Annotated in this window: 18 protein-coding genes; 16 read left to right on the top strand and 2 right to left on the bottom strand. The window is 69.5% G+C overall.

Annotation, left to right across the window (positions count from 1 at the left end; genetic code table 11):
* The first annotated feature begins 42 nt into the window (after positions 1-42).
* From ACX40P_RS13035 to ACX40P_RS13015, 5 genes are read left to right on the top strand one after another with little or no spacing between them, the layout of a single operon-like run.
* A complete protein-coding gene (locus ACX40P_RS13035) occupies positions 43-540 on the top strand; it encodes an RNA polymerase sigma factor (RefSeq protein WP_459126787.1) in 498 nt (165 codons plus the stop codon).
* Positions 533-1,489 (top strand): FecR family protein, encoded by a 957-nt coding sequence (locus tag ACX40P_RS13030; RefSeq protein WP_459126786.1) that lies wholly within the window; start codon positions 533-535, stop codon positions 1,487-1,489. Before ACX40P_RS13035 ends, ACX40P_RS13030 begins: the two co-directional genes overlap by 8 nt.
* Before the next feature lie 46 nt (positions 1,490-1,535).
* Positions 1,536-4,610, top strand: coding sequence for a TonB-dependent receptor (locus ACX40P_RS13025; RefSeq protein WP_459126785.1), 3,075 nt, complete (start codon positions 1,536-1,538; stop codon positions 4,608-4,610).
* A 10-nt stretch (positions 4,611-4,620) separates the two neighbouring features.
* A complete protein-coding gene (locus ACX40P_RS13020; RefSeq protein WP_459126784.1) occupies positions 4,621-5,547 on the top strand; it encodes an alpha/beta hydrolase in 927 nt (308 codons plus the stop codon).
* A complete protein-coding gene (locus ACX40P_RS13015) occupies positions 5,544-6,647 on the top strand; it encodes a pectinesterase family protein (protein ID WP_459126783.1) in 1,104 nt (367 codons plus the stop codon). The genes ACX40P_RS13020 and ACX40P_RS13015 overlap by 4 nt, the downstream gene beginning before the upstream one ends.
* A 16-nt stretch (positions 6,648-6,663) precedes the next feature.
* Here the strand turns inward: ACX40P_RS13015 and ACX40P_RS13010 are convergent, their stop codons facing one another.
* On the bottom strand, positions 6,664-7,695 hold the full coding sequence (locus ACX40P_RS13010; protein ID WP_459126782.1) for an AI-2E family transporter: 1,032 nt from the start codon (positions 7,693-7,695) through the stop codon (positions 6,664-6,666).
* 152 nt (positions 7,696-7,847) lie between these two features.
* Between ACX40P_RS13010 and ACX40P_RS13005 the strand changes: the two genes are divergently transcribed.
* Together ACX40P_RS13005 and ACX40P_RS13000 are read left to right on the top strand one after the other, a co-directional pair.
* Complete coding sequence (locus ACX40P_RS13005) at positions 7,848-8,564, top strand: cytochrome c oxidase assembly protein (RefSeq protein WP_459126781.1); 717 nt, start codon at positions 7,848-7,850, stop codon at positions 8,562-8,564.
* Positions 8,561-9,052 carry a CopD family protein gene (locus ACX40P_RS13000; RefSeq protein ID WP_459126780.1) on the top strand — a complete coding sequence of 164 codons (492 nt, stop codon included), beginning with the start codon at positions 8,561-8,563 and terminating at the stop codon, positions 9,050-9,052. The genes ACX40P_RS13005 and ACX40P_RS13000 overlap by 4 nt, the downstream gene beginning before the upstream one ends.
* Here the strand turns inward: ACX40P_RS13000 and ACX40P_RS12995 are convergent.
* Entirely contained in the window at positions 9,022-9,525 is a 504-nt protein-coding gene (locus tag ACX40P_RS12995) for a DUF2231 domain-containing protein (protein ID WP_459126779.1), read from the bottom strand. The two genes, ACX40P_RS13000 and ACX40P_RS12995, sit on opposite strands and share 31 nt — an antisense overlap.
* A gap of 69 nt (positions 9,526-9,594) precedes the next feature.
* Between ACX40P_RS12995 and ACX40P_RS12990 the strand changes: the two genes are divergently transcribed.
* The 9 genes from ACX40P_RS12990 (at position 9,595) to ACX40P_RS12950 (ending at position 19,891) form a co-directional block, all read left to right on the top strand.
* The gene (locus ACX40P_RS12990) at positions 9,595-10,194 is read left to right on the top strand and encodes a cytochrome c oxidase subunit II (protein ID WP_459126778.1); all 600 of its coding nucleotides are present in this window, start codon (positions 9,595-9,597) and stop codon (positions 10,192-10,194) included.
* On the top strand, positions 10,191-12,641 hold the full coding sequence (gene ctaD / locus ACX40P_RS12985) for a cytochrome c oxidase subunit I (protein WP_459126777.1): 2,451 nt from the start codon (positions 10,191-10,193) through the stop codon (positions 12,639-12,641). The genes ACX40P_RS12990 and ctaD overlap by 4 nt, the downstream gene beginning before the upstream one ends.
* The gene (locus ACX40P_RS12980; protein WP_459126776.1) at positions 12,638-12,955 is read left to right on the top strand and encodes a hypothetical protein; all 318 of its coding nucleotides are present in this window, start codon (positions 12,638-12,640) and stop codon (positions 12,953-12,955) included. The genes ctaD and ACX40P_RS12980 overlap by 4 nt, the downstream gene beginning before the upstream one ends.
* Positions 12,956-13,069: 114 nt before the next feature.
* Positions 13,070-14,107, top strand: a complete 1,038-nt coding sequence (locus tag ACX40P_RS12975; RefSeq protein WP_459126775.1) for a patatin-like phospholipase family protein — start codon at positions 13,070-13,072, stop codon at positions 14,105-14,107.
* Positions 14,104-16,524: an outer membrane protein assembly factor BamB family protein gene (locus tag ACX40P_RS12970; protein WP_459126774.1), complete on the top strand. Its 2,421-nt coding sequence runs from the start codon at positions 14,104-14,106 to the stop codon at positions 16,522-16,524. Before ACX40P_RS12975 ends, ACX40P_RS12970 begins: the two co-directional genes overlap by 4 nt.
* Positions 16,525-16,585: 61 nt before the next feature.
* Positions 16,586-17,704, top strand: coding sequence for a glycosyltransferase family 2 protein (locus ACX40P_RS12965; RefSeq protein ID WP_459126773.1), 1,119 nt, complete (start codon positions 16,586-16,588; stop codon positions 17,702-17,704).
* Positions 17,701-18,675 (top strand): acyl-CoA dehydrogenase, encoded by a 975-nt coding sequence (locus ACX40P_RS12960; RefSeq protein WP_459126772.1) that lies wholly within the window; start codon positions 17,701-17,703, stop codon positions 18,673-18,675. Before ACX40P_RS12965 ends, ACX40P_RS12960 begins: the two co-directional genes overlap by 4 nt.
* Positions 18,672-19,322: a PIG-L deacetylase family protein gene (locus ACX40P_RS12955; RefSeq protein WP_459126771.1), complete on the top strand. Its 651-nt coding sequence runs from the start codon at positions 18,672-18,674 to the stop codon at positions 19,320-19,322. Before ACX40P_RS12960 ends, ACX40P_RS12955 begins: the two co-directional genes overlap by 4 nt.
* Positions 19,322-19,891 carry a class I SAM-dependent methyltransferase gene (locus ACX40P_RS12950; RefSeq protein WP_459126770.1) on the top strand — a complete coding sequence of 190 codons (570 nt, stop codon included), beginning with the start codon at positions 19,322-19,324 and terminating at the stop codon, positions 19,889-19,891. The genes ACX40P_RS12955 and ACX40P_RS12950 overlap by 1 nt, the downstream gene beginning before the upstream one ends.

Here is a 19,891-nt window from a genome sequence, read left to right as displayed (position 1 = left end):
GCCGCGTGGGTCAGCCGCGAGATACTGCCGCACGAGCGCGAAGTGCGTTCGTGGCTGCGGCGTCGCGTCGCGCATGCCGGCGATGTCGAGGACATCGTGCAGGACTGCTACTGCCGTCTCGCCCGGCTGGACGACGTGTCGCACATCACACAGCCGCGCGCCTATTTCTTCGCGGTGGCACGCAACCTCCTCCAGCAACAGGTGAAGGCCGCACGCGTGGTGCGGATCGAGGCGATCACGGACTTGGACACGGACTGGCAGAGCGATGAGCCGTCGCCCGAGGATATTGTCGTGGCGCGCAGCGAACTGGGGCGCGTCCAGGCGGCGCTGTCCACGCTGACCGAGCGCGCGCGGGCGATATTCGTGATGCGCCGGATCGAAGGGCTGTCGCAAAAGGATATCGCGCGCGCGATGGGCGTGTCGGAGGCGGTCGTCGAGAATGATGCCAGCCGCAGCCTGCGTACAGTGATGCGGCTGCTGACAGATCCCGACGAAGCGGTCCGGGCCAGCCCGCGCCAGCGGAGTGCGGCGCGTGGTTGAGGGCAAGGAGGACGCCGCGGCGCGCTGGGCCCTGCGCGAGCCGGAGAGCGATGCGGAGCGGATCGCGCTCGAGGCGTGGCTCGCCGAACATCCGCGCCATGCCGGCGCGCTGCTGCGCGCCCAGGCGGCACTGTGCAGCATCGATCGCGCGGTCGCGCCGCATCACGACGTGCCCTCATCGGCGGGGCGGGATCGATCCGCAGGCCGCGATCGTCGCTGGGTGCTCGCCGGCTTCGGTGGCGCTGCCGCGGCCGCCGCGGTGGCAGGGGTGGTGTGGTGGCCGTTTGCCGGCGGAGAGCGCGTCACGACCGCCCGCGGCGAGATCCGGCGGCTACCGCTTTCGGACGGCTCGATTGCCGCGATCGATACCGACAGCGAGATGCGCATCGCGCTGGCCAAGGACGCGCGCCGCATCGCACTGACGCGCGGGCAGGCGTGGTTCCAGGTGGCGAAGGACAAGCATCGGCCGTTCATCGTCGATGCCGGCGTGGCGCAGGTGCAGGCGGTCGGCACTGCCTTCTCCGTCCAGCGCGCCGGCGACGACGTTCGCATCGCGGTGACCGAGGGGCGGGTGGCGGTGTGGGCGACCGATGCCAGCGGTGCGGTCAGCATCCTGGAGGCGGGGCAGTTCGCCACCTTCAGCAAGAACGACCTGACCCCGCGCACCGGCAGCGCGCCGGGCGCGATCGAACGGTCGCTGGCGTGGCGCGACGGGGAGATCGCGCTGGAGGGCGAGACGCTGGAGGTCGCGATCGCGGCGTTCAACCGCTACAACCGCCAGCAGCTGGTGCTGGACGATCCGGCGCTGGCGCACGAGCGGCTGGTCGGCCTGTTCCAGATCAACAATCCGACCGGTTTTGCCGGCACGCTGGAGGCGACGCTGGAGGTATCCGCCACCGTCACCCCGGCCGAAATCCGCCTGACACGAAAAAAAACACCGGTGTCATGACGGAAACGGCGGTCTTCGCCTCTCTTACGTCATAAGGAACGCGCCGATGAAGGCGCGTCCGGACAAAGGGGAGGGGCTGAAAATGCGCCACATCGATCATATCCTGTTCGGCACCGTCGCCGTTGCGGCCATCGTTACGACTCCGGCCACCGCCGCCGCGCAGGTGCGCCGCTTCGACGTGCCGGCGCAGGCGGCGCGCACCGGCCTGCCGCAGTTCGCGCATCAGGCGGGTATCCAGATCCTCGCGCCGCAGGCCGCGACCGACGGCGTCACGCTGAACCCCGTGAAGGGGACGATGACCGTCCCGGTCGCGCTCGACCGACTGCTAGCGGGCACCGATCTGGTGGTGGAGAAGGTCGGCGGCGCGCTTGCCGTTCGCCGTCGCGCCACGGTCGCGCAGGCACCGGACCGCCCCTATCAGCAGTTCGCCGCGGTAACGGCGCCCCCGCCGTCCGCCGCTGCCGGGGCAACGCCGGTGCAGGCGAGCGATGCATCTCCCGCCGCGCAGAGCGAGGAAGCGGCGCAGGGCGAGGACATCGTCGTCACCGGTTTCCGCCAGTCGCTGCAAAGCGCGCAGGAGAACAAGCGCCGCGCGGTCAACACGATCGAGAGCATCATGGCGGAGGACATCGCCAAGCTGCCCGATCTCAACCTGGCGGAATCGATCCAGCGCCTGCCCGGCGTCGCCATCTCGCGCGAGGGTGGGGAGGGGCGCAACATCACGCTGCGCGGCTTCGCGCCCGACTTCACCCGCACGACGCTGAACGGGATGGAAGTGCCCGCCAGCAGCGACGGACTGGATTCCGGCGGCTTCACCGTGAATGCGGGGCGCGCGTTCGACTTCCACGTGTTCGCCTCCGAGCTGTTCAACCGGATCGACATCCAGAAGACGCAGACCGCGTCAATCGAGGAAGGCGGCATCGCCGGCACAGTCGATCTCTATTCGTCGAAGCCGTTCGACCATTCGGGCTTCAACCTCTTCGTGTCGGCGCAGGGCGGGTATAATTCGGTGTCGCGCACGGTCGATCCGCGGCTGGCCGCGGTCGTCAGCGACACCTTCGCCGACGATCGCATCGGCGTGCTGGTGTCGGCAGCGTATTCGGAACGCACCGTGCATCAGGAAGGCTATTCGAGCGTCCTGTGGACCACGCCGTTCCTGACCGGGGACAGCTGGGCCGACACCAATCCGCGCGTCACCGGCACGCCGAAGGGCGGGTGCGGCGCGACCGATCCGCTCGACTGCCTGTGGGCGCCGCGCCTGCCGCGTGCCGACTTCTTCGGCAACAACCAGAAGCGCTTCGGCATCACCGGATCGCTGCAGTTCAAGCCGGTCGACGGAATGGTCATCACCCTCGACGCGCTGCATTCGGAACTGAAGAACGACCGGTTCAGCTATAATTCGATGGAGTGGTTGCTGACGCACGGGCCGGCCGGCAACTTCGTCGGTCAGACGCCGTTGTCGTTCACCGTGGCGCCGGACGGCAAGCAGCTGATCGCCGCGAGCTTCAACGACGTGACCTCCTGGTACGAAAGCCGGCATCAGAAATCGACGTCCCAGTTCAACCAATATGTTCTGTCGGGCACGTACGACGTGTCGGACCGGGTCAAGCTCGACGCGCTGCTGGGCAAGGCGAGCGATGACGCGGACCGCACCGAGCTGCGCTTCTACGCGCGGTCGATCCCGCACCCCTATTCCTACGACTATACCGGGCATCCCTATGTGCCGGTGGTGGGGTTCGGCAGCTATGATCCGGGCAACGCGGCGAACTATACCAATGCCCTGACCGCGGCGAACCGCATCAACACGGTGCTGAAAGAGAATTATACCGGCAAGTTCAACGTCACCTACTCAGATGACACCGGTTTCTTGGCGAGGACCGGCTTCGCCTACAACAACCGCAAGGTCCGCTATGCGGAAGGGGCGGGGGCCAACGTAACCTTCAACCCGTCGCAATATATGGAGGCGTTCCCTTATGCCGACTTCGGCAAGGGCTTCGGCGACGTCGGGCTGCGGACGTTCGCGGTGGTGGATTTCGACGCGATCGCGCGCGGCAACGTGATCCCGAGCGGCTATACCCCCAACCCCTCCGCCGGCTGGACCGTTGGCGAGGAAACGCTGGGCGGCTATGTCGAGCTGAACGGCAGCTTCGATCTGGGCGGCATGCAGTTGCGGGCCAACACCGGCGTGCGGTATGTTAAGACCAATTTGACGTCGCAGGCGTCGATCAGCGGCAAGCCGGTGGAGGTCACGCGCAGTTATGAGAATTACCTGCCGTCGATGAACCTGGCGCTGGACATCACCGACAAGCTGATCGCCCGGCTGGCCTATTCGCGCAGCATGACGCGGCCGGGGCTGAGCACGCTGAACATCGCCGGACCCGTGTTCGGCTACACCACGCGCACGGTCGGCAACCTCGGCAATCCGGACCTGAAGCCGTATCAGTCCAACGACATAGATGCCGGCGTCGAATGGTATTTCGGTCGAGGCGGGCTGCTGGCCGTCAACCTGTTCAACAAGGACATCACGACGTCGCTGACGACGCAGGTGGTCACGCGGATGATCGATCCGGCGTTCTGGCCGGCGATCTATGCCGACCCGCAGTACGACCCGTCGTACAATGCCGATCCGGCGAAGGTGCCGTACACCTTCACCATCCCCGTCAACGCCGAGGGCGGCAACAGCGTGAAGGGGATCGAGCTGACCTACAACCAGCCGTTCACCTTCCTGCCGGGGGCGCTCAGCAACTTCGGCGTGGCGACGAACTACACGCTGGTGTCGGCGCGGGATTCAACGGGGCTGTCGCGCAATTCGTACAATGCGACGCTTTATTACGACTCGAAGAAGATCGGCGCGCGTATCTCGGCGAACAAGCGCGACGATTATCTGCTGATCCAGCCGGGTAACAGCGGCAACGTGCAGGAGCGGAAGTACGGGCCGACACACGTCGATTTCTCCGCGTTCTACAACGTCACGTCGCGCCTGACGCTCAGCGTCGAGGGCATCAACATCACCGACGAGGTGGAGCGCATCTACGGCACCGGCGACGGCACGCAGGATCTGACCCGCGAATATACCCACACCGGAGCACAATGGTTCGTCGGTGCGCGTTTCCGTTTCTGATCCGCTCGGCTTGACCGCGGCCCTCTCCCCGGTCCTGCTCTGCGCCGTCGCCCCGGCATCGCCCGCGACGGCGCAGAGCCTTTTGTCGATCGACGACAGCTTCAACGTCGCGCGGCGCTTCGCCGCCGATCGGGTTGAGCATCCCGAAATCCGGTTGCCGACCGTCGAGACGGTGGCGGGCCAGCGCATGCTGTTCGATCTGCGCTACAAGCAGATCGACGAGCGCGATCTGCATATCGACGTGTTCCTGCCGCCCAAGGGTACGTCGAACGGGCAGGGGCTGCTGCTGGTCCACGGCGGGGCGTGGCGGTCAGGCAACAAGTCGCATTCCTACCCGCTCGCCAACCTGCTCGCGCAGCGCGGCTATGCGGTGTTCATGCCCGAGTTCCGGCTGGCGCCCGAAGCGCCTTACCCCGCCGGCCTGGCCGACGTGACCGATGCGATAGCGTGGGCGAAGGGGCGGGCGACCGAGTTCGGCGTCTCGCCCGACAGGATCGCGATCGGCGGGGATTCGTCGGGTGGCCAGATGGCAGCACTGCTCGCCTACAGCGCGAGCACACGCGTCTCCGCGCTGATCGATCTCGACGGGGTGCTGGACATGACCGACCCGCTGGCGCTGACATTCGAGAATGCGGCAGGCGCGTCGTCGCCGTTCGCGCGCTGGATCGGCGGCGCGTTCGAAACGGCGGGACCGCGCTGGCGGGAGGCGAGCGCCGCATCGCACGTCGGTCCGCAGTCGCCCCCGACATTGATCCTTGGCAGCGGATCGCCGCGTTTCACCGCCGGGCGCCAGAGCGTGATGGCGACGCTCGACCGTCACCATATCCGCAATCGCTTCGTCGCCTTCGATCGTGCGCCGCACACCTTCTGGCTGTATGAGCCCTACCTCCCGCGTGTCGTCGATCAGATCGACCGCTTTCTTCGGAACCGCCCATGATTCTTCGCCTGACAGCCCTTGCGCTCGCCCTGTCGTCGACCGCGGCCACCACGGCGCAGGCCGCCGACGAACGCTATCGCGTCCGCGCCGACTGCGGCGCGCAACCGCGCTGCTTCGCGACGATCGGCGCGGCGCTGAGCGCGGCGGAGAGAAACGCCGCGGGCTGGGTGACGATCGATGTCGGCGCGGGCGACTATCGCGAGAAGCTGACGGTGCGGCGACGGCGGACGCGATTGACGGGGCAGGGGCCTGAGCGGACGCGCCTGCATTTCGATGCGGTGGCGGAGACGGCGGGCCGCTACGACCGCGCCGGCTGGGGCACGGCGGGGTCGGCGACGCTGACGATCGCCGCGAGCGATGTGGCGGTATCCGGCATGACGATCGCGAACGATTACGACTATCTGTCGAACGACGCGCTGCCCGCCGGCGACGCGCGCCGGATCGGCAACAGCCAGGGCGTCGCCGTCACGATCGATACCGACAGCGATCGCGTCGTTTTCGATTCCGTCGCGCTGCTGGGGTATCAGGACACGCTCTTCACGCGCGGCAGGCGGGCGGTGATCCGCAACAGCGTGATCGCGGGCAACGTCGATTTCATCTTCGGCAACGGCATGCTGCTGATCGAGGACAGCGAGCTGCGCACCCGCCGCCGTAGCGCGCCGACCGCTCCCGGCGAGTTCGCCTCCTTCATCGCCGCGCCGTCGACGCCGTTGTCGCAGCCCATCGGCATCGTCGTCTATCGGTCGCGGTTGACGCGCGAGGCGGGGGTCGCGGACGGATCGATCGCCCTGGCCCGGCCCTGGCACCCAACGACGACGTTCGCTGACGGGCGCTATGCCGATCCGAAGGCGGTCGGGCACGCGCTGTTCATCGACTGCACGATGGACGCGCACATCCATCCCGATGGCTGGACGTCGATGAACGGCACCGCGCGCGACGGCACCAAGACCGCGGTGTTCCGCCCGCAGGACGCGCGGTTTGCCGAGCGCGGATCGCGCGGACCCGGTGCGCGGCGACGCGACATCGGGATGCCGCGGATCGCCGTGCCGGGCATCGCCGCGATCCGCGCGGCGTTCGCCGCGGTCGAGCCGAAACCCTGAGCGATAGCGCGCCGCGTCAGGCTTCGCGTTCTGGCATCCGCTCTACCCACAGCTTCGTCACCAGAATCCACGTCGCCACCGTCAGCGGCCCGCCGAGCAGGACGCCGATCGGCCCGAACAGGCCGCCGAACAGGAACAGCGCGAACAGCGTCACCGCGGGTGGGATCGACACGGCGTAACGCATGACGAGCGGGGCCATCGCATTGCCCTCGATCTGCTGCCACACGACGAAGAAGCCGACCGTCCAGGCGAAGGTATCGACGCCGACGGTCAGCGCGATCAGCACCGCGGGCACCGCCCCCAGGAAGGGGCCGATGAGTGGGATGAATTCGAGCAGCCCGGCGACGATCGCCAGCGCGAGTGCCGACGGCACGCCGATCAGCGTCAGTCCGGTGAACACCGCAATGCCGGTCGCCGCCATCGAGATCAATTGCCCGAACAGCCAGTTGCGCAGTCCCTGCGCGGCCTCGGCCGTCGCTTCGCCGACGGGCGTGCGGGCGCGGGGCGGCAGCAGGCGCAGCGCGCCACGCTGGTACATGCCCGGACTGATCGCGAGATAGATACCGCCGAGGATCGCCAGCATCAGCCCGGACAGCGTCGTGGCGACCATTCCGAACGCCGATTGCGCGACCGACGCGACGGTCGATCCATCGGGCGAGATGCTGTCGACGACGCTCTGCACGCGATCCTCGCCCACCCATTCGGCGAAGCGCTGCCACGCGTCGGGCAGCGCGGCCGACAGTTCGGACAATTGCCCGCCGAGCTCCCGTCCGAACAACGTGCCGACCCCGCCGAGCAGCGCGACGATCAGCAATCCGGCCAGCGCAAGCGCGAACCCCTTCGCCAGCGGCAGGAACCGGCACAGCCCGTCCGCGGCGGCGTGCAGGATCACCGCGACGAGGATCGCGGCGAACACCAGCAGCAGCACGTCGTGCATCCGCCAGACCAGAACCGCGCCCGCGACGAGCGCGATGGCGACGAGGACGCGTGTCGCGAAGGCGCCGATCGCGCCGCGGTCGTCGATCTTCACGGGTTCCGGTGTCGGCATCGGCAGTTCCCCTAAAATTCGTATCGCTGGCAAACCGATCGTCGCACCGACGGGTCCGTCGCAGCTAAAAAATCCTCTGGCGATGCGGCCAGACGGCGGTTTGCACGTTTGGCAAAATTAGCCGGGCGATCCCGGCGGGGGATTGCGCGGACATGATCGACTGGCGTCACAGCTATTGTGGACCCGCGCCCAGCCCGGCGACGTGGGCGACGCAGTGGAATGCCGATCCGGTGCTGCTGATCGCTCTGGCGGTCGCGGTGGTGTCGTGCCTGCGGTTGCCCGGCGAGCGGCGGACGGCGGGGTTCGCCGCGATCGGAGTCCTTGCGCTGGCGTTCGTGTCGCCGTTGTGCGGCCTGACAACCGCGCTGTTCTCCGCGCGGGCGGTGCATCATGTGCTGCTGGTGACGGTGGTCGCGCCGCTGCTGGCGGTCGCGCTGCCGATGCGCAAGGCGCCGGGTGCCGTCGCGGGGCTGATCGTGTCCACGGTCGCACTGTGGATGTGGCATGTGCCGACGCTGTACGATGCGGCCCTCGGTCATGTCGGGATTTACTGGGCGATGCAGATCGCGCTGCTCGGCGGTGGCTGGGCGTTCTGGAACGCGGTGCGCCACGCGGCCCCGGCCGAGGCGGCGATGGCGCTGATCGGCGGGGCGATCCAGATGGGCTTCCTCGGCGCGCTGCTGACCTTCGCGGGGCGGCCGCTCTATGCGTCGCATCTGGCGACGACGGTGCCGTTCGGGATCGGCCCGCTCGCCGACCAGCATTATGCCGGGCTCATCATGTGGGTGCCGGGGATGCTGCCCTATGCGGTGGCGCTCGGCTGGCTCGCGGCGTGGCGCTGGCGCGCGATGACGGATGTCGCGGCATGATGCTGACGTTGGTCAAGGCGGTGCATATCGCCGCGCTGATCCTGTGGTGCGCGGGTCTCGTCGCGCTGCCGCTGGTGCTGGGCAAGCACGACACCGACGAGACGCAGGCGGATTACGCGCGGCTGCGCCGCATCACGCATTACGGCTATACCTGGATCGTGACGCCCGCGGCGGTCGTGGCGATCGCGGCGGGCACGGCGCTGATCTTCGTGCGCGGTGCGTTCGTGCCGTGGATGTTCGCGAAGCTGGTGGCGGTGGGCGTGCTCGTCGCGCTGCACGCGCTGGTTGGGCATACCGTCGTGCTGATGAGCGAGCGACGCGGCGAGTATGAGCCGCCGACGTCGGTGCCGCTGGTCGGCGCGATGCTGGCGACGATGACGGCGGTGCTGGTACTGGTGCTGGCCAAGCCGGCGATGCCCGATCTGATCCCGGCGTGGCTCGAGGCGCCGCAGGGCCGTCAATTGCCGTTGGAAGCGACCCCGACTTGATATTCGAACACCAACTTGCCGCCGTGCCAGCCGGTGAAACCGGTAAAGGCGACCGCGAACAGCGACAGCAGGATGCCGTAGGGCAGCACCGCCTGTTCGAACCCGCCGAGCCGGTAGCCCCAGTTCGCGCCGAGCACGGACAGCAGCATCACCGCGATGATGAAATGCGTCCAGCTCGCGGCGCGCGCGCGGATGCCGGGCACCCACAGCAGCTCGACCGTGCCGGCGATCCCGGCCAGCACGCCGAGCAGGAAGCCCGCGCCCGACGCCCACAGCGCCGCGCGCGCCCAGAAGATGTCGCCGGTCCACCAGTAGAACAGGTCGGCACCGAGCGTGGAACTGGTCAGCGCGATCGGGAAGGCGACCAGCATCGCATGGATCGGATGGCCGGCGACCGCGACCTTCGACGCGCTGCGATCCAGCGCCGGGTTCTCGGCGATCGGATCGCGCAGTCTCGTCTCGGTATCGGTCATCGTCGGGCCCCCGTCATCCTGTCGTGCGCGGCGATAACGGCCCTTGCGCTGTCGGGTTGCGCGGGGCCGTTGTCGACGATCGATCCCGCCGGACCGCATGCCGCCTCCGTCGCGAGACTGTGGTGGATCATGCTGGCGGGGGCAACGTTGCTCGCGCTGCTGGTGTTCGTCCTGCTCGCCGCGGCGTTCCGGCGGCGTGGGCGCGGGGTGGCGCGCGAGGGACTGTGGCTCGGCTGGCTCGGTCTGGCGATGCCGTGCGCGGTGCTGGCGGCGCTGCTGGTCTATGCGCTGCTGCTCGGCGGGCGGATGCTGCCGACGGCGGCGCCGGATACGGTGACGATCGGGGTGGAGGCGCGGCGCTATGCCTGGGCCTTCACCTATCCCGGACGCGCCTCCACCGAGAACGTGCTGCACATTCCGGCGGGGCGCCCGGTCGACCTGTCGATCACCGCGACCGACGTGATCCACAGCGTCTGGGTGCCGCGCCTGGCCGGCAAGATGGACGCGATCCCCGGCCACACCAACACGCTGCGCATCGTCGCCGCGCGGCCCGGCACCTATCGCGGCGAGTGCGCCGAATATTGCGGCGTCGGGCACAGGGAGCATGGTTTCACCGTGGTGGCGCATGACGGGGCCGGCTGGGCCGCATTCGTCGGAGGCGGGCGATGAAGGCGCTGAGACTGCACCGCGAACTGACCGCGATCTGGCGGACCGAGCCGGGCTGGCGCGGGACGACGCGATCGGTCAATCACTCTGACATCGGCAAGCGCTTCATCGTCGCGGCGTTCGTGTTCTTCGCGATCGGCGGCGTGCTGGCGATGCTGATCCGCGCGCAACTCGCCACGCCGCACAGCGCGTTCGTGGGGCCGGAGGTCTACAACCAGCTGTTCACGATGCACGGCAGCATCATGATGTTCCTGTTCGCCATCCCGATGTTCGAGGGGCTGGCGATGTACCTGCTGCCCAAGATGCTGGGCGCGCGCGACATGGCGTTCCCGCGGCTCTCGGCGCTGGGGTGGTGGTGCTATCTGTTCGGCGGCACGATCCTGATCGTCGCGATGCTGGCGGGCGTCGCGCCCGATGCGGGCTGGTTCCTGTATCCGCCGCTGTCGGGCAAGCAATGGACGCCGGGGATCAACAGCGATGTCTGGCTGCTCGGCATCACCTTTGTCGAGGTGTCGGCGATGTGCGCGGCGATCGAGATCGCGGTGTCCATCCTGAAGCTGCGCGCCCCCGGCATGCGGCTGGACCGGATGCCGCTGTTCGCCTGGTACATGCTGGCGACGGCGGGGATGATGCTGTTCGGCTTTCCGCCGCTGATCCTGGGATCGATCCTGCTGGAGGTGGAGCGTGCGTTCGGCTGGCCGTTCTACACACCGGCATTGGGTGGATCGCCGTTGCTGTGGCAGCATCTGTTCTGGCTGTTCGGCCATCCGGAAGTCTACATCATCTTCCTGCCGGCGGCGGGCGCGGTGTCGACGATCCTGCCGGTCATGGCGCGCACTAAGATCCTCGGTTACGGCGGATTGGTCGCGGCGGTGCTGGCGCTGGCATTCCTTAGCTTCGGGCTGTGGGTCCACCACATGTTCGCGACCGGCATTCCGCATATGGCGCTCGGCTTCTTCTCCGCCGCGTCGACGCTGGTCGCGGTGCCGACCGCGGTGCAGTTGTTCGCTTGGCTCGGCACCCTGTGGAGCGGGCGACCGCAGATGAAGCTGCCGATGCTGTACCTGATCGGGTTCTTCGTCGTCTTCGTGCTGGGCGGGCTGACCGGCGTGATGCTGGCGGTGGTGCCGTTCGACCAGCAGGCGCACGACACCGCGTTCGTGACCGCGCACCTCCACTACGTGCTGGTCGGCGGGTTCGTGTTCCCCATGCTCGCTGCGGCCTATTACTGGTTGCCGCACTTCACCGGGCGGGGGCGGGTGATGCGGCTGGGCGAGGCGGCGTTCTGGCTGATCTTCGTCGGGTTCAACCTCACCTTCTTCATGATGCACCTGACTGGGCTGCTCGGCATGCCGCGACGGATCGATACCTATCCGGACGGGATGGGCTGGACCGCGCTGAACCTGCTGTCGTCGGTCGGCAGCTTCGTGATGGCGTTCGGCTTCGCGCTGTTCGCGATCGACGTCGGGCTGCAGATCTGGCTGGGACGGCGCGGCAAGCGCAATCCCTGGGGCGCCGGGACGCTGGAATGGGCGATGGCGACGCCCGCGCCCGCCTACAACTTCGCCAGCCTGCCCGCGGTGACGAGCCGCGATCCGCTGGACGAGCGGCCCGATCTCGGCGTCGAACTGGCGCGGGGCGAGGGATGGCTGGGTGCCGCGCGCAACAATTGGCGCGAGACGCTGGCGGTCGACATGGTGACCGGTGCGCCGGAGCATATCGTGATCCTGCCGGGCAACAGCTCGCTGCCGATCGCCACCGCCGGCATGCTCGGCGGGTTCTTTCTGGCAATGCTGGCATCGCTCTACTGGATCGCGCCGCTGTTCCTGATCGGCGTGACGGTGCTGGGCTGGCGCTGGGCGGCGAGCAACGGGCTGCGCGCGGATGTCGGCAGGCTGGCCGCGGGCCCCGACACGACCCTGCCCGTCGCGGCGGAGGCGGATGGCACGACCGGTTGGTGGGGCAGCGTCTTCGCGCTGGCCGCCAGCACGACTCTCTTCGCCTCCCTGCTGTTCGGCTATGCGTTCCTGTGGACGGTCGCGCCGAACTGGCCGCCGCCCGCGCTGATCGCGCCGATGCTGTGGCAGCCGGTGCTGGCCCTGGCCGGGGCGGGCGTATCAGCGCTGGCGATCCGGCGCGGCGCGGTCGGTGCGGCGATCGGCGGGCAGGTGGCGATCGTCCTCGCGCTGATCGGCACGGTCGCGATGGCGCTGCCGTCGCCGACCGGCCATGCCTATGCCGCGACCGGGGCGGCGGTGGCGGGCTACGGCCTGTTCCACGCCGCGCTGGCGACGATCATGCTGGCCTTCTTGCGCAGCCGGATCGCGTCGGGCCATGTCGGCGGCGCGCGACAGGGCGAACGGCGGATCGTACGACTGTGGAGCGATCACGCCGCCGGCTCGGCCGCGGTCGTCATGCTGGTGCTCGTGCTGCCCGGATGGCTGGCATGACCGCGCTGCTGCGGATGAGTGGCGGGCTGATCGTCTGGGCGGTCGCGTTCTGCGTGCTCTATGCCCTGCACGGGATCGGCTGCGGTGCCGGCTGGGCGACGATGCGGATCGCGGGGGTCGGCCTGCACCGGGCGGCGCTGGTCGCGGCCTGGCTCGCGTGTCTGGCGGCGGGCGGGGCGGTGGTGCTGGCGACGCGATCGGGGCGCGACGGTGCGGCGCTGATTGAGCGTACGGCGTGGCGCATCGCGCTGGTCGGGCTGGCCGCGACCGCCATCACCGGCCTGCCGATCGTCACCATCCCGGCGTGCCTGTAATTTAGTGTTGCGACGCAGCCAAAGGCGGCCGGACCCGTTCGGGCGGTAACGGTCGCGTATCGACGATCGATGTCGCGGGCCGGGATGTCGCATCACACAGGGGGACGACCGATCATGACGACACCGCGCAAGCCCCGCCCGAAAATCGCTTTGGCCCTGCAGGGCGGTGGTGCGCACGGCGCCTATGGCTGGGGCGTCCTCGACCGTTTGCTGGAAGAGGATGTCGAGATCGTCGCGGTCAGCGGCGCGAGCGCAGGCGCGCTCAACGGCGCCGCGCTGGTCGCCGGCCTGGCCGAAGGTGGCACGCCGGGCGCGTGCGACGCGTTGGAACGCCTGTGGCGTGCGGTGTCGCAGGGCTCGCCGCTGCGGGCGTTCGACATGGCGGGGTGGGGCGGACCGGTGTTCGAGCCGTGGCTGCGCCGCTCGCTGGAGGTCAGCAAGCTGTTCGGCCGCTATGTCGCGCCGTTCACGCCGCACGTTCGCGACATGCGCGCGCTGCGCCACATCGTGCAGGGGAGCGTCGACCTCGACGCGCTGACCCGCCCCGACGCGGTGCCGCTGTATATCGCCGCAACGAAAGTCGCCAACGGTGCGGCGCGGCTGTTCACCGGTGCGGAGATCACGCTCGACGCGCTGATGGCCTCGGCCTGCCTGCCCGACCTGTTCGCGGCGGTGGAGATCGACGGCGAGCATTATTGGGACGGGGGATTTTCGGCCAATCCCGCGCTGGAGCCGCTGATCTTCGACGACCGCGGCGCGACCGACGTGCTGATCGTGCAGATCACGCCGTTTTCCAACGAGGATGTCCCGACGTCGCTGCCCGGCGTGATCGGGCGGATGAGCGATATCGGCTTCAACGCCTGCCTGTTGCGCGACCTGAAGGCGCTGACCGAGGTACAGGCGATCGCGCGCGAGACGCGCTCCGCTTCGCCCAAGCTGCGGACCCTGGCGAAGACCAACCTGCACCTGATGCGCGCCGCGCCCGAACTGGCGACGCGCGGCGCGGCGGGCAAGCTCGACACGCGCTGGTCGCAGATCGAGGGGTTGCGTGACCTTGGCCGCGCCACCGCCGATGCCTGGCTGATCGACCACGCGCACGCCTTCGCTCAGGATTCGACGCTCGCCGACCTGCCCGAGGCGGTGGCGGCATGAGCGTGCGCGAGACACTGCGTGCCGGGGTGTGGGGCGTGGTGCTGCTGGTTACGCAAGCGATCGCGGGGTTGCTCGGGCTGGCGATGGTCGCGCTCGGGCTGTGGCTGATCGTGGTTGGCGGCAATATCTATTACGCGCTATGCGGCGCGCTGCTGACGGTTGGCGCGATATCGTCGTGGCGCGGGCGGCAGCGACTGGGGCTGTCGCTGCTGGGCGGCGCGGTGCTGCTCAGCGTCGTCTGGGCGCTGTGGGAAATCGCTGGCAAGGGCTGGCAGCCGGTCTGGGCGATCGATCTGGCTGCGCGGATCGGTGTGATCGCCGGGCTGTTCGCGGTCGCGCTGTTGGCGTGGCTGTTGGGGCGGCCGGGTGGCGCGGCGCGCCGGCGCCCGGTGTGGGCGGTCGTGGGCGGACTGGTGATCGTGGGCGTCGCTGGCGTCGCGCTGGCGTGGGAGCGGCCGGTGGCGCCGCCCGGTTCGGGCAGCGTGATCGCGTCGCCCGCCGACACCGATTGGACCGCGTTCGGCGGCGACAATGCCGGACAGCGTTTCTCGCCCGCCGCGCAGATCACGCCGGGCAACGTGCGGCAGCTGCGAGAGGCGTGGCGTTTCGAAACTGGCGATGCCGCGCCCAACGATCGCGTGTCCTACGCCGCGCAGAACACGCCGCTAAAGGTCGGCGACAGCCTGTTCCTGTGCTCGCCGGGCAACATGGTATTCGCGCTCGATCCGGCGACCGGGGCCGAGCGCTGGCGGTACGATCCCAAGGTTGCGCCGCGTGCGATGGAATCGATGTTCATCGCCGCCTGTCGCGCGGTCGGCTATCATGCGCAGCCGGGCGATGGCGGAGCGGTGTGCGCGGCGCGCGTGTTCGTCGCCGCCGCCGATGGTCGCCTGATCGCACTGGATGCCGTGCGCGGCACGGTGTGCGGCGGGTTCGGGCAGGGCGGCACGGTGGACCTGACCGCGGGCATGGGGCTGCGCGAGCCCGGCCATGCCTCGAGCAATTCGGGACCGGCGGTGGTCGGCGACCTCGTGCTCGTCGGGCAGCAGGTCAGCGACAACCAGCGTCGCGATGCGCCGTCCGGCGTCGTGCGCGCCTATGACGCGACCAGCGGTGAACTCCGCCGGGCCTGGGATGCCAAGCGGATCGACCGTCCGGGTACGCCGCTGGCGCCGGGCGAAATTTGGCCGGTCGGCACGCCGAATGTGTGGAACGTGATCTCCGCCGATGAGCGTATGGGCCTCGTCTTCCTGGCGACCGGCAATGCCGGCAACGACCATTTCGGCGGCAACCGCGAGGCGGCAGACGATCGCTTCTCTTCCGCGGTGGTCGCGGTCGATCTGGCCAGCGGTGCGACGCGCTGGGTGTTCCGCACGGTCGAGCGCGACCGCTTCGATTACGATCTCGGCGCGCAGCCGGTGGTGACCGATCTGGCAATCGGCGGCAGCGTGCGTCGCGTGGTGATCCAGGGAACGAAGACGGGCTCGCTGTTCGTGCTCGACGCCGCGACCGGCCGTCCGGTCCGTCCGGTCGCGCGCGTCGCCGTGCCGCAGGGCGGCGTGCAGGGCGAGACGCTGTCGCCGACGCAACCGCAGTCGGTGTTCTATCCCAATTTCGCCGGCCTGCCCGGACGCGACCCGGAACGGATCGACGCGCGCCACGCGTTCGGCCTGACGCCGATCGACGCCGCGCTGTGCCGCATCCAGTTCCACCGCATGCGCTACGACGGCATCTACACGCCGCCGACCGACAAGGGGCTCGGCACCTTGTTGTATCCGGGGACGATCGGCGGGCTGAACTGGGGCGGGCTCGCGATCGATCCCGCGCGCGGGCTGGTCGTGACCAACAACAGCCGGCTCGCCAACCAGGTGCGGCTGATCCCGCGCGCCAAGGTCGACGATCCCGCGATCGGCGATGGTGGGCGCCGCCCCGATCAAGCGGTGGCGCCGCAGAAGGGCGCGCCGTGGGGTGTCGATCGCCCGATCTGGCTGTCGATCCTCGGCGTGCCGTGCAACACCCCGCCGTGGGGCTTCATCGCCGCCACCGACCTCGCGACCGGCAAGCTGGCGTGGAGCCGACCGCTCGGCACCGGGTTCGACGCGGGACCGCTCGACATCCCGATGCGGCTGCGCATCCCGCTCGGCACGCCGAACCTCGGCGGTGCGGTGACGACGGCGAGCGGCCTGACTTTCATCGCCGCGGCGCAGGACGACTACCTTCGCGCGTTCGAGACCGCGACCGGGCGGCTGCTGTGGACCGGCCGGCTGCCGGCCGGCGGACAGGCTTCGGCGATGACCTACATGCATCGTGGCCGGCAATATGTCGCGATCGGTGCGACGGGGCACAAACAGCTGAAGACGAAGGCAGGCGACGCGCTGGTGGTGTATGCCCTGCCGGACTCCGCCGGCGCCAACTGATCGCGGTTCGATGGCCGGACGTCGTCGGGTTTCCATCCCGTCCGATTGTCGCTAGCATCCTATGGGTCGGCATCGACCGGCGCGCCTTGATTTCATCGCGCCACTAGATCGAGTTGAATGCCGGTCGCCGACCGTTCGGGCATTCTACGGTGATCGAAGAAGGTGCCCGCCGCTGACCATCGTCCCGATTTGCATTCCGGTCCGCAACGAGGCCGCCCGACTGCCGAGCCTGTTCGCAGCGCTGGAGCGGCTGGTCGCGCAGGACGTGACGGTCGTCGTCTGCTTGTTGCTGGATCGATGCACCGACGACAGCGCGGCGATTGCGGAAGACTATCGCCGGACATCGTCGCATCGGGTGATGATCGAAACGGCGGCGGGGCCGGTCGGAAACGCCGGGACCGCCCGCGCGCAGGCGATGGCGATGGGCATCGCTGCGCCGGGCGAGGCGCCCGGTGTGCTGCTGACGACCGACGCCGACAGCTGTCCTGCGCCCGATTGGCTTCAGCACATGACGGTTGCGCTGCAGGCGGCCGATGTCGTCGCCGGGCGCATCGTCCGCTCCAATCATGTCGGCGCCAGCGTGCTACTCGATCGTATCGAGGCCTATTACGACACGCTGTTCGCGCTGCGTCGCCGGCTGGATCCGGTGCCGTGGGAGGCGTCCGCGACCCACCACTACACCGGCGGCGCGAACATGGGGCTTCGTGCCGATGCGTATCGCGCGCTCGGCGGGTTCCGGCCGATGGCGTCGGGCGAGGATGCGCAGATGGTCGACGACGCCGCGCGTTCGGGCTGGCGGGTGCGGCGGGATGCGGCGTGCGTCGTCACGACGTCGGATCGCCGACATGGACGCGCCGCCGGCGGGCTGGCGCTCGCGCTGCAGCGGTGCGACGAGGGGGATGCCGCCTCCACCTTCGTTTCGGACCCGGCCGGGGCGGCGTGGCAATATCGACTGCACGCACTGGCCCGCGCCATGTTCGCCAATCGCGACTGGCGGTCGGTCGGCGATGCGATCGGCCTGACTAGCGACCATGTGCTGGGGGTTGCGCGCGACTGTCCGAACGCCGAAGCGTTCGCGATGCGCATCGTCCCCGCTCCCGCCGCGTGTTTCCGCGAACTTTCGCTGCCGGAGGCCGAGGCGGAACTGGCCCGGCTGACCGACGCGCGGGTGGCGGCATGAGCGAGCTGCGTGACCGCATCGTCGCCCGGACCGGGGCGCTCGCGTCGCTGGCCGATCCTGCCGACGGCGACGCGCTGCTGGCGCTGCTGCGGACGCTCTACGCGGTGGGTCGCGAGGATCTGCCGCTCGGCCGGCTGTTCGAGGGGCATGTCGATGCGATGCAGATCGTCTCGCGTTACGGCAGCGAGCAACAGCGGGCGGCGCTGGCGGCCAGCGTCGAGCGTGGCGCGACGCTGGGCGTGTGGAATGCCGAGCTGTCGGGCGAGCCGCTGCAGCTGTCCGGCCACAGCCTGTCGGGTGGCAAGAGCTTCGCGTCCGGTGCCGGCATCCTGTCGCACGCGCTGGTAACGGTCGATGCGGCGGCTGGTCGCCAGCTGATCCTGCTCGACCTGTCGCGCACCTTGCCCGACATCGATCGCAGCTTCTGGGCGGTGGTCGGCATGCAGCGATCCGAGACGCATGTCGTGCGCTGGCAGGACGCGACGATCGGCGAAGACGATCTGATCGGGCAGCCGGGCGACTATGTTCGCGAACCGTGGTTCAGCGGCGGGGCGCTGCGCTTCGCCGCGGTGCAGGCGGGCGGCATCGCCGCGCTGGTCGATGGCGTGCGCGACCACCTCGTCGCGACGAGCCGTGCGGCGGACCCGCATCAGGCCGGACGCCTCGCGGCGCTCTATGCCCTGGCCGACGCGGCGGCCGGCGCGGTGCGGCGGGCGGGGGAGGGCTGGTTCGATGACGCTGACGCGCGGCTGGCGCTGGTCGCGGCGGCGCGTGCGGCAGTCTATGACGCGGGCGGGCGGGCGCTTGCCCTGACGCAGGAGGCGGTGGGTGCGCAGGCGCTGTTCGTCGGGCACCCGCTGGCCGCGCGGATCACCGACCTGGCGATGTACCTCCGCCAGCCCGGTCCCGATGCGCAGCGTATGGCGGTCGGCGCAGCGGTCGCCGCCGGCGTGCTGTCGCCGCGCCTGTGAGGCTGCGGATCGGCAATCCGGCGTGCGTGCTGGTCATCGCGCCGCATCCCGATGACGAGACAATCGCCGCGCACTCGCTGATGCACCGCCTGCGTCGCCGCGGCGTCGCGGTGCGCGTGCTGGTGGTGACCGATGGCGCCGCGTCGCATCCGAACAGCCCGCGCTGGCCGCGGCGTCGTCTGGTACGCGAACGCGAGCGGGAGACGCGGGCAGTGATGCGGCGGATCGGCATTACGGCTGGCGACATCGCGTTCCTGCGCTGGCCGGATGGTGCGCTGTCCGCGGTGATGGGGGCGGCCGCTCGCTCGGTCGCGGCGGCGATCCGCCGGGCACCGAAGCCGCTGGTCGTGCTTGCGCCCGCGCCCACCGACGACCATCCCGATCACCGCGCGGTCGCCGCCGCAGTGGCGTCGCCGATCCGCGGCACGCGCAGTCTGGCCTATCCGGTGTGGCCCGCCGGTCAGCGGCTGCGCGGCGCGCGGTCGCTGGCGATCACCGCACAGGAGCGGCTGGCGAAGCGGTGCGCGATCCGGCGCTATCGCACCCAGGCCGGCTGGATCGTCGACGATCCGAGCGGTTTTGCGATGACGCGAGCGCAGATCGCCGCGTTCAGCCGCTCGGTCGAGACGTTCGTGGAGATGTGGTGATGAGGCCGATCGACCTTGCCGGCTTCGACGCCAAGTTCGCGACCGACGCCGACCCGTGGCGGACGTTTGCCGATGCCGACGAGGCGCTGAAGCGCACCGCCATCCTGCACGCGATGGGGCCGGGGCCGTGGGGCCGCGTGCTGGAGATCGCGGCGGGCAACGGATCGAACAGCGCCGCGATCGCCCCGCGCGCGCTGCGTCTGGATGCGACCGAAGCGACCGCGAGCGGCACTGCGCTGGTGGCGAAGGCGATCCGCGGCAGCGCGCCCCGCGCCCGCGCGATCCAGCTCACCGTGCCGGGGCGCCTGCCGCGCGATCGCTACGACATCGTCGTGGTGGCGGAAGTGCTCTACTATCTCGACGCTCGCGCGATGCGACGCGCCGCGCGCGACGTGGCGAAGGTGCTGCGTCCCGGCGGCACGCTCGTCCTCGCGCATCACCGCATCGATTTCCCAGATTTTGCCCAGCACGCGGCGCATCTGCAACGCCGCTTTCTCCAAGCGGCGGGGCCCTGGCAGGTTCGCACGGTTCGGCGGACGGGGCGATGGGTCGTGCTGACGTGCCGCTGA

The sequence above is a fragment of the Sphingomonas sp. RS2018 genome (assembly GCF_054489605.1).
Note: the sequence above shows the minus strand (reverse complement) of the source record. Positions and strands in the feature narration are given on the sequence as shown.

Excerpts from the sequence above, each read along its gene's own strand:
- ACX40P_RS13025 (WP_459126785.1), top strand. The coding sequence starts at position 1,536 with ATGAAGGCGCGTCCGGACAAAGGGGAGGGGCTGAAAATGCGCCACATC.
- ACX40P_RS13015 (WP_459126783.1), top strand. The coding sequence starts at position 5,544 with ATGATTCTTCGCCTGACAGCCCTTGCGCTCGCCCTGTCGTCGACCGCG.
- ACX40P_RS13010 (WP_459126782.1), bottom strand. The coding sequence starts at position 7,695 with ATGCCGACACCGGAACCCGTGAAGATCGACGACCGCGGCGCGATCGGC.
- ACX40P_RS13005 (WP_459126781.1), top strand. The coding sequence starts at position 7,848 with ATGATCGACTGGCGTCACAGCTATTGTGGACCCGCGCCCAGCCCGGCG.
- ACX40P_RS13000 (WP_459126780.1), top strand. The coding sequence starts at position 8,561 with ATGATGCTGACGTTGGTCAAGGCGGTGCATATCGCCGCGCTGATCCTG.
- ACX40P_RS12995 (WP_459126779.1), bottom strand. The coding sequence starts at position 9,525 with ATGACCGATACCGAGACGAGACTGCGCGATCCGATCGCCGAGAACCCG.
- ctaD (WP_459126777.1), top strand. The coding sequence starts at position 10,191 with ATGAAGGCGCTGAGACTGCACCGCGAACTGACCGCGATCTGGCGGACC.
- ACX40P_RS12980 (WP_459126776.1), top strand. The coding sequence starts at position 12,638 with ATGACCGCGCTGCTGCGGATGAGTGGCGGGCTGATCGTCTGGGCGGTC.
- ACX40P_RS12975 (WP_459126775.1), top strand. The coding sequence starts at position 13,070 with ATGACGACACCGCGCAAGCCCCGCCCGAAAATCGCTTTGGCCCTGCAG.
- ACX40P_RS12970 (WP_459126774.1), top strand. The coding sequence starts at position 14,104 with ATGAGCGTGCGCGAGACACTGCGTGCCGGGGTGTGGGGCGTGGTGCTG.
- ACX40P_RS12965 (WP_459126773.1), top strand. The coding sequence starts at position 16,586 with ATGGGTCGGCATCGACCGGCGCGCCTTGATTTCATCGCGCCACTAGAT.
- ACX40P_RS12960 (WP_459126772.1), top strand. The coding sequence starts at position 17,701 with ATGAGCGAGCTGCGTGACCGCATCGTCGCCCGGACCGGGGCGCTCGCG.
- ACX40P_RS12950 (WP_459126770.1), top strand. The coding sequence starts at position 19,322 with ATGAGGCCGATCGACCTTGCCGGCTTCGACGCCAAGTTCGCGACCGAC.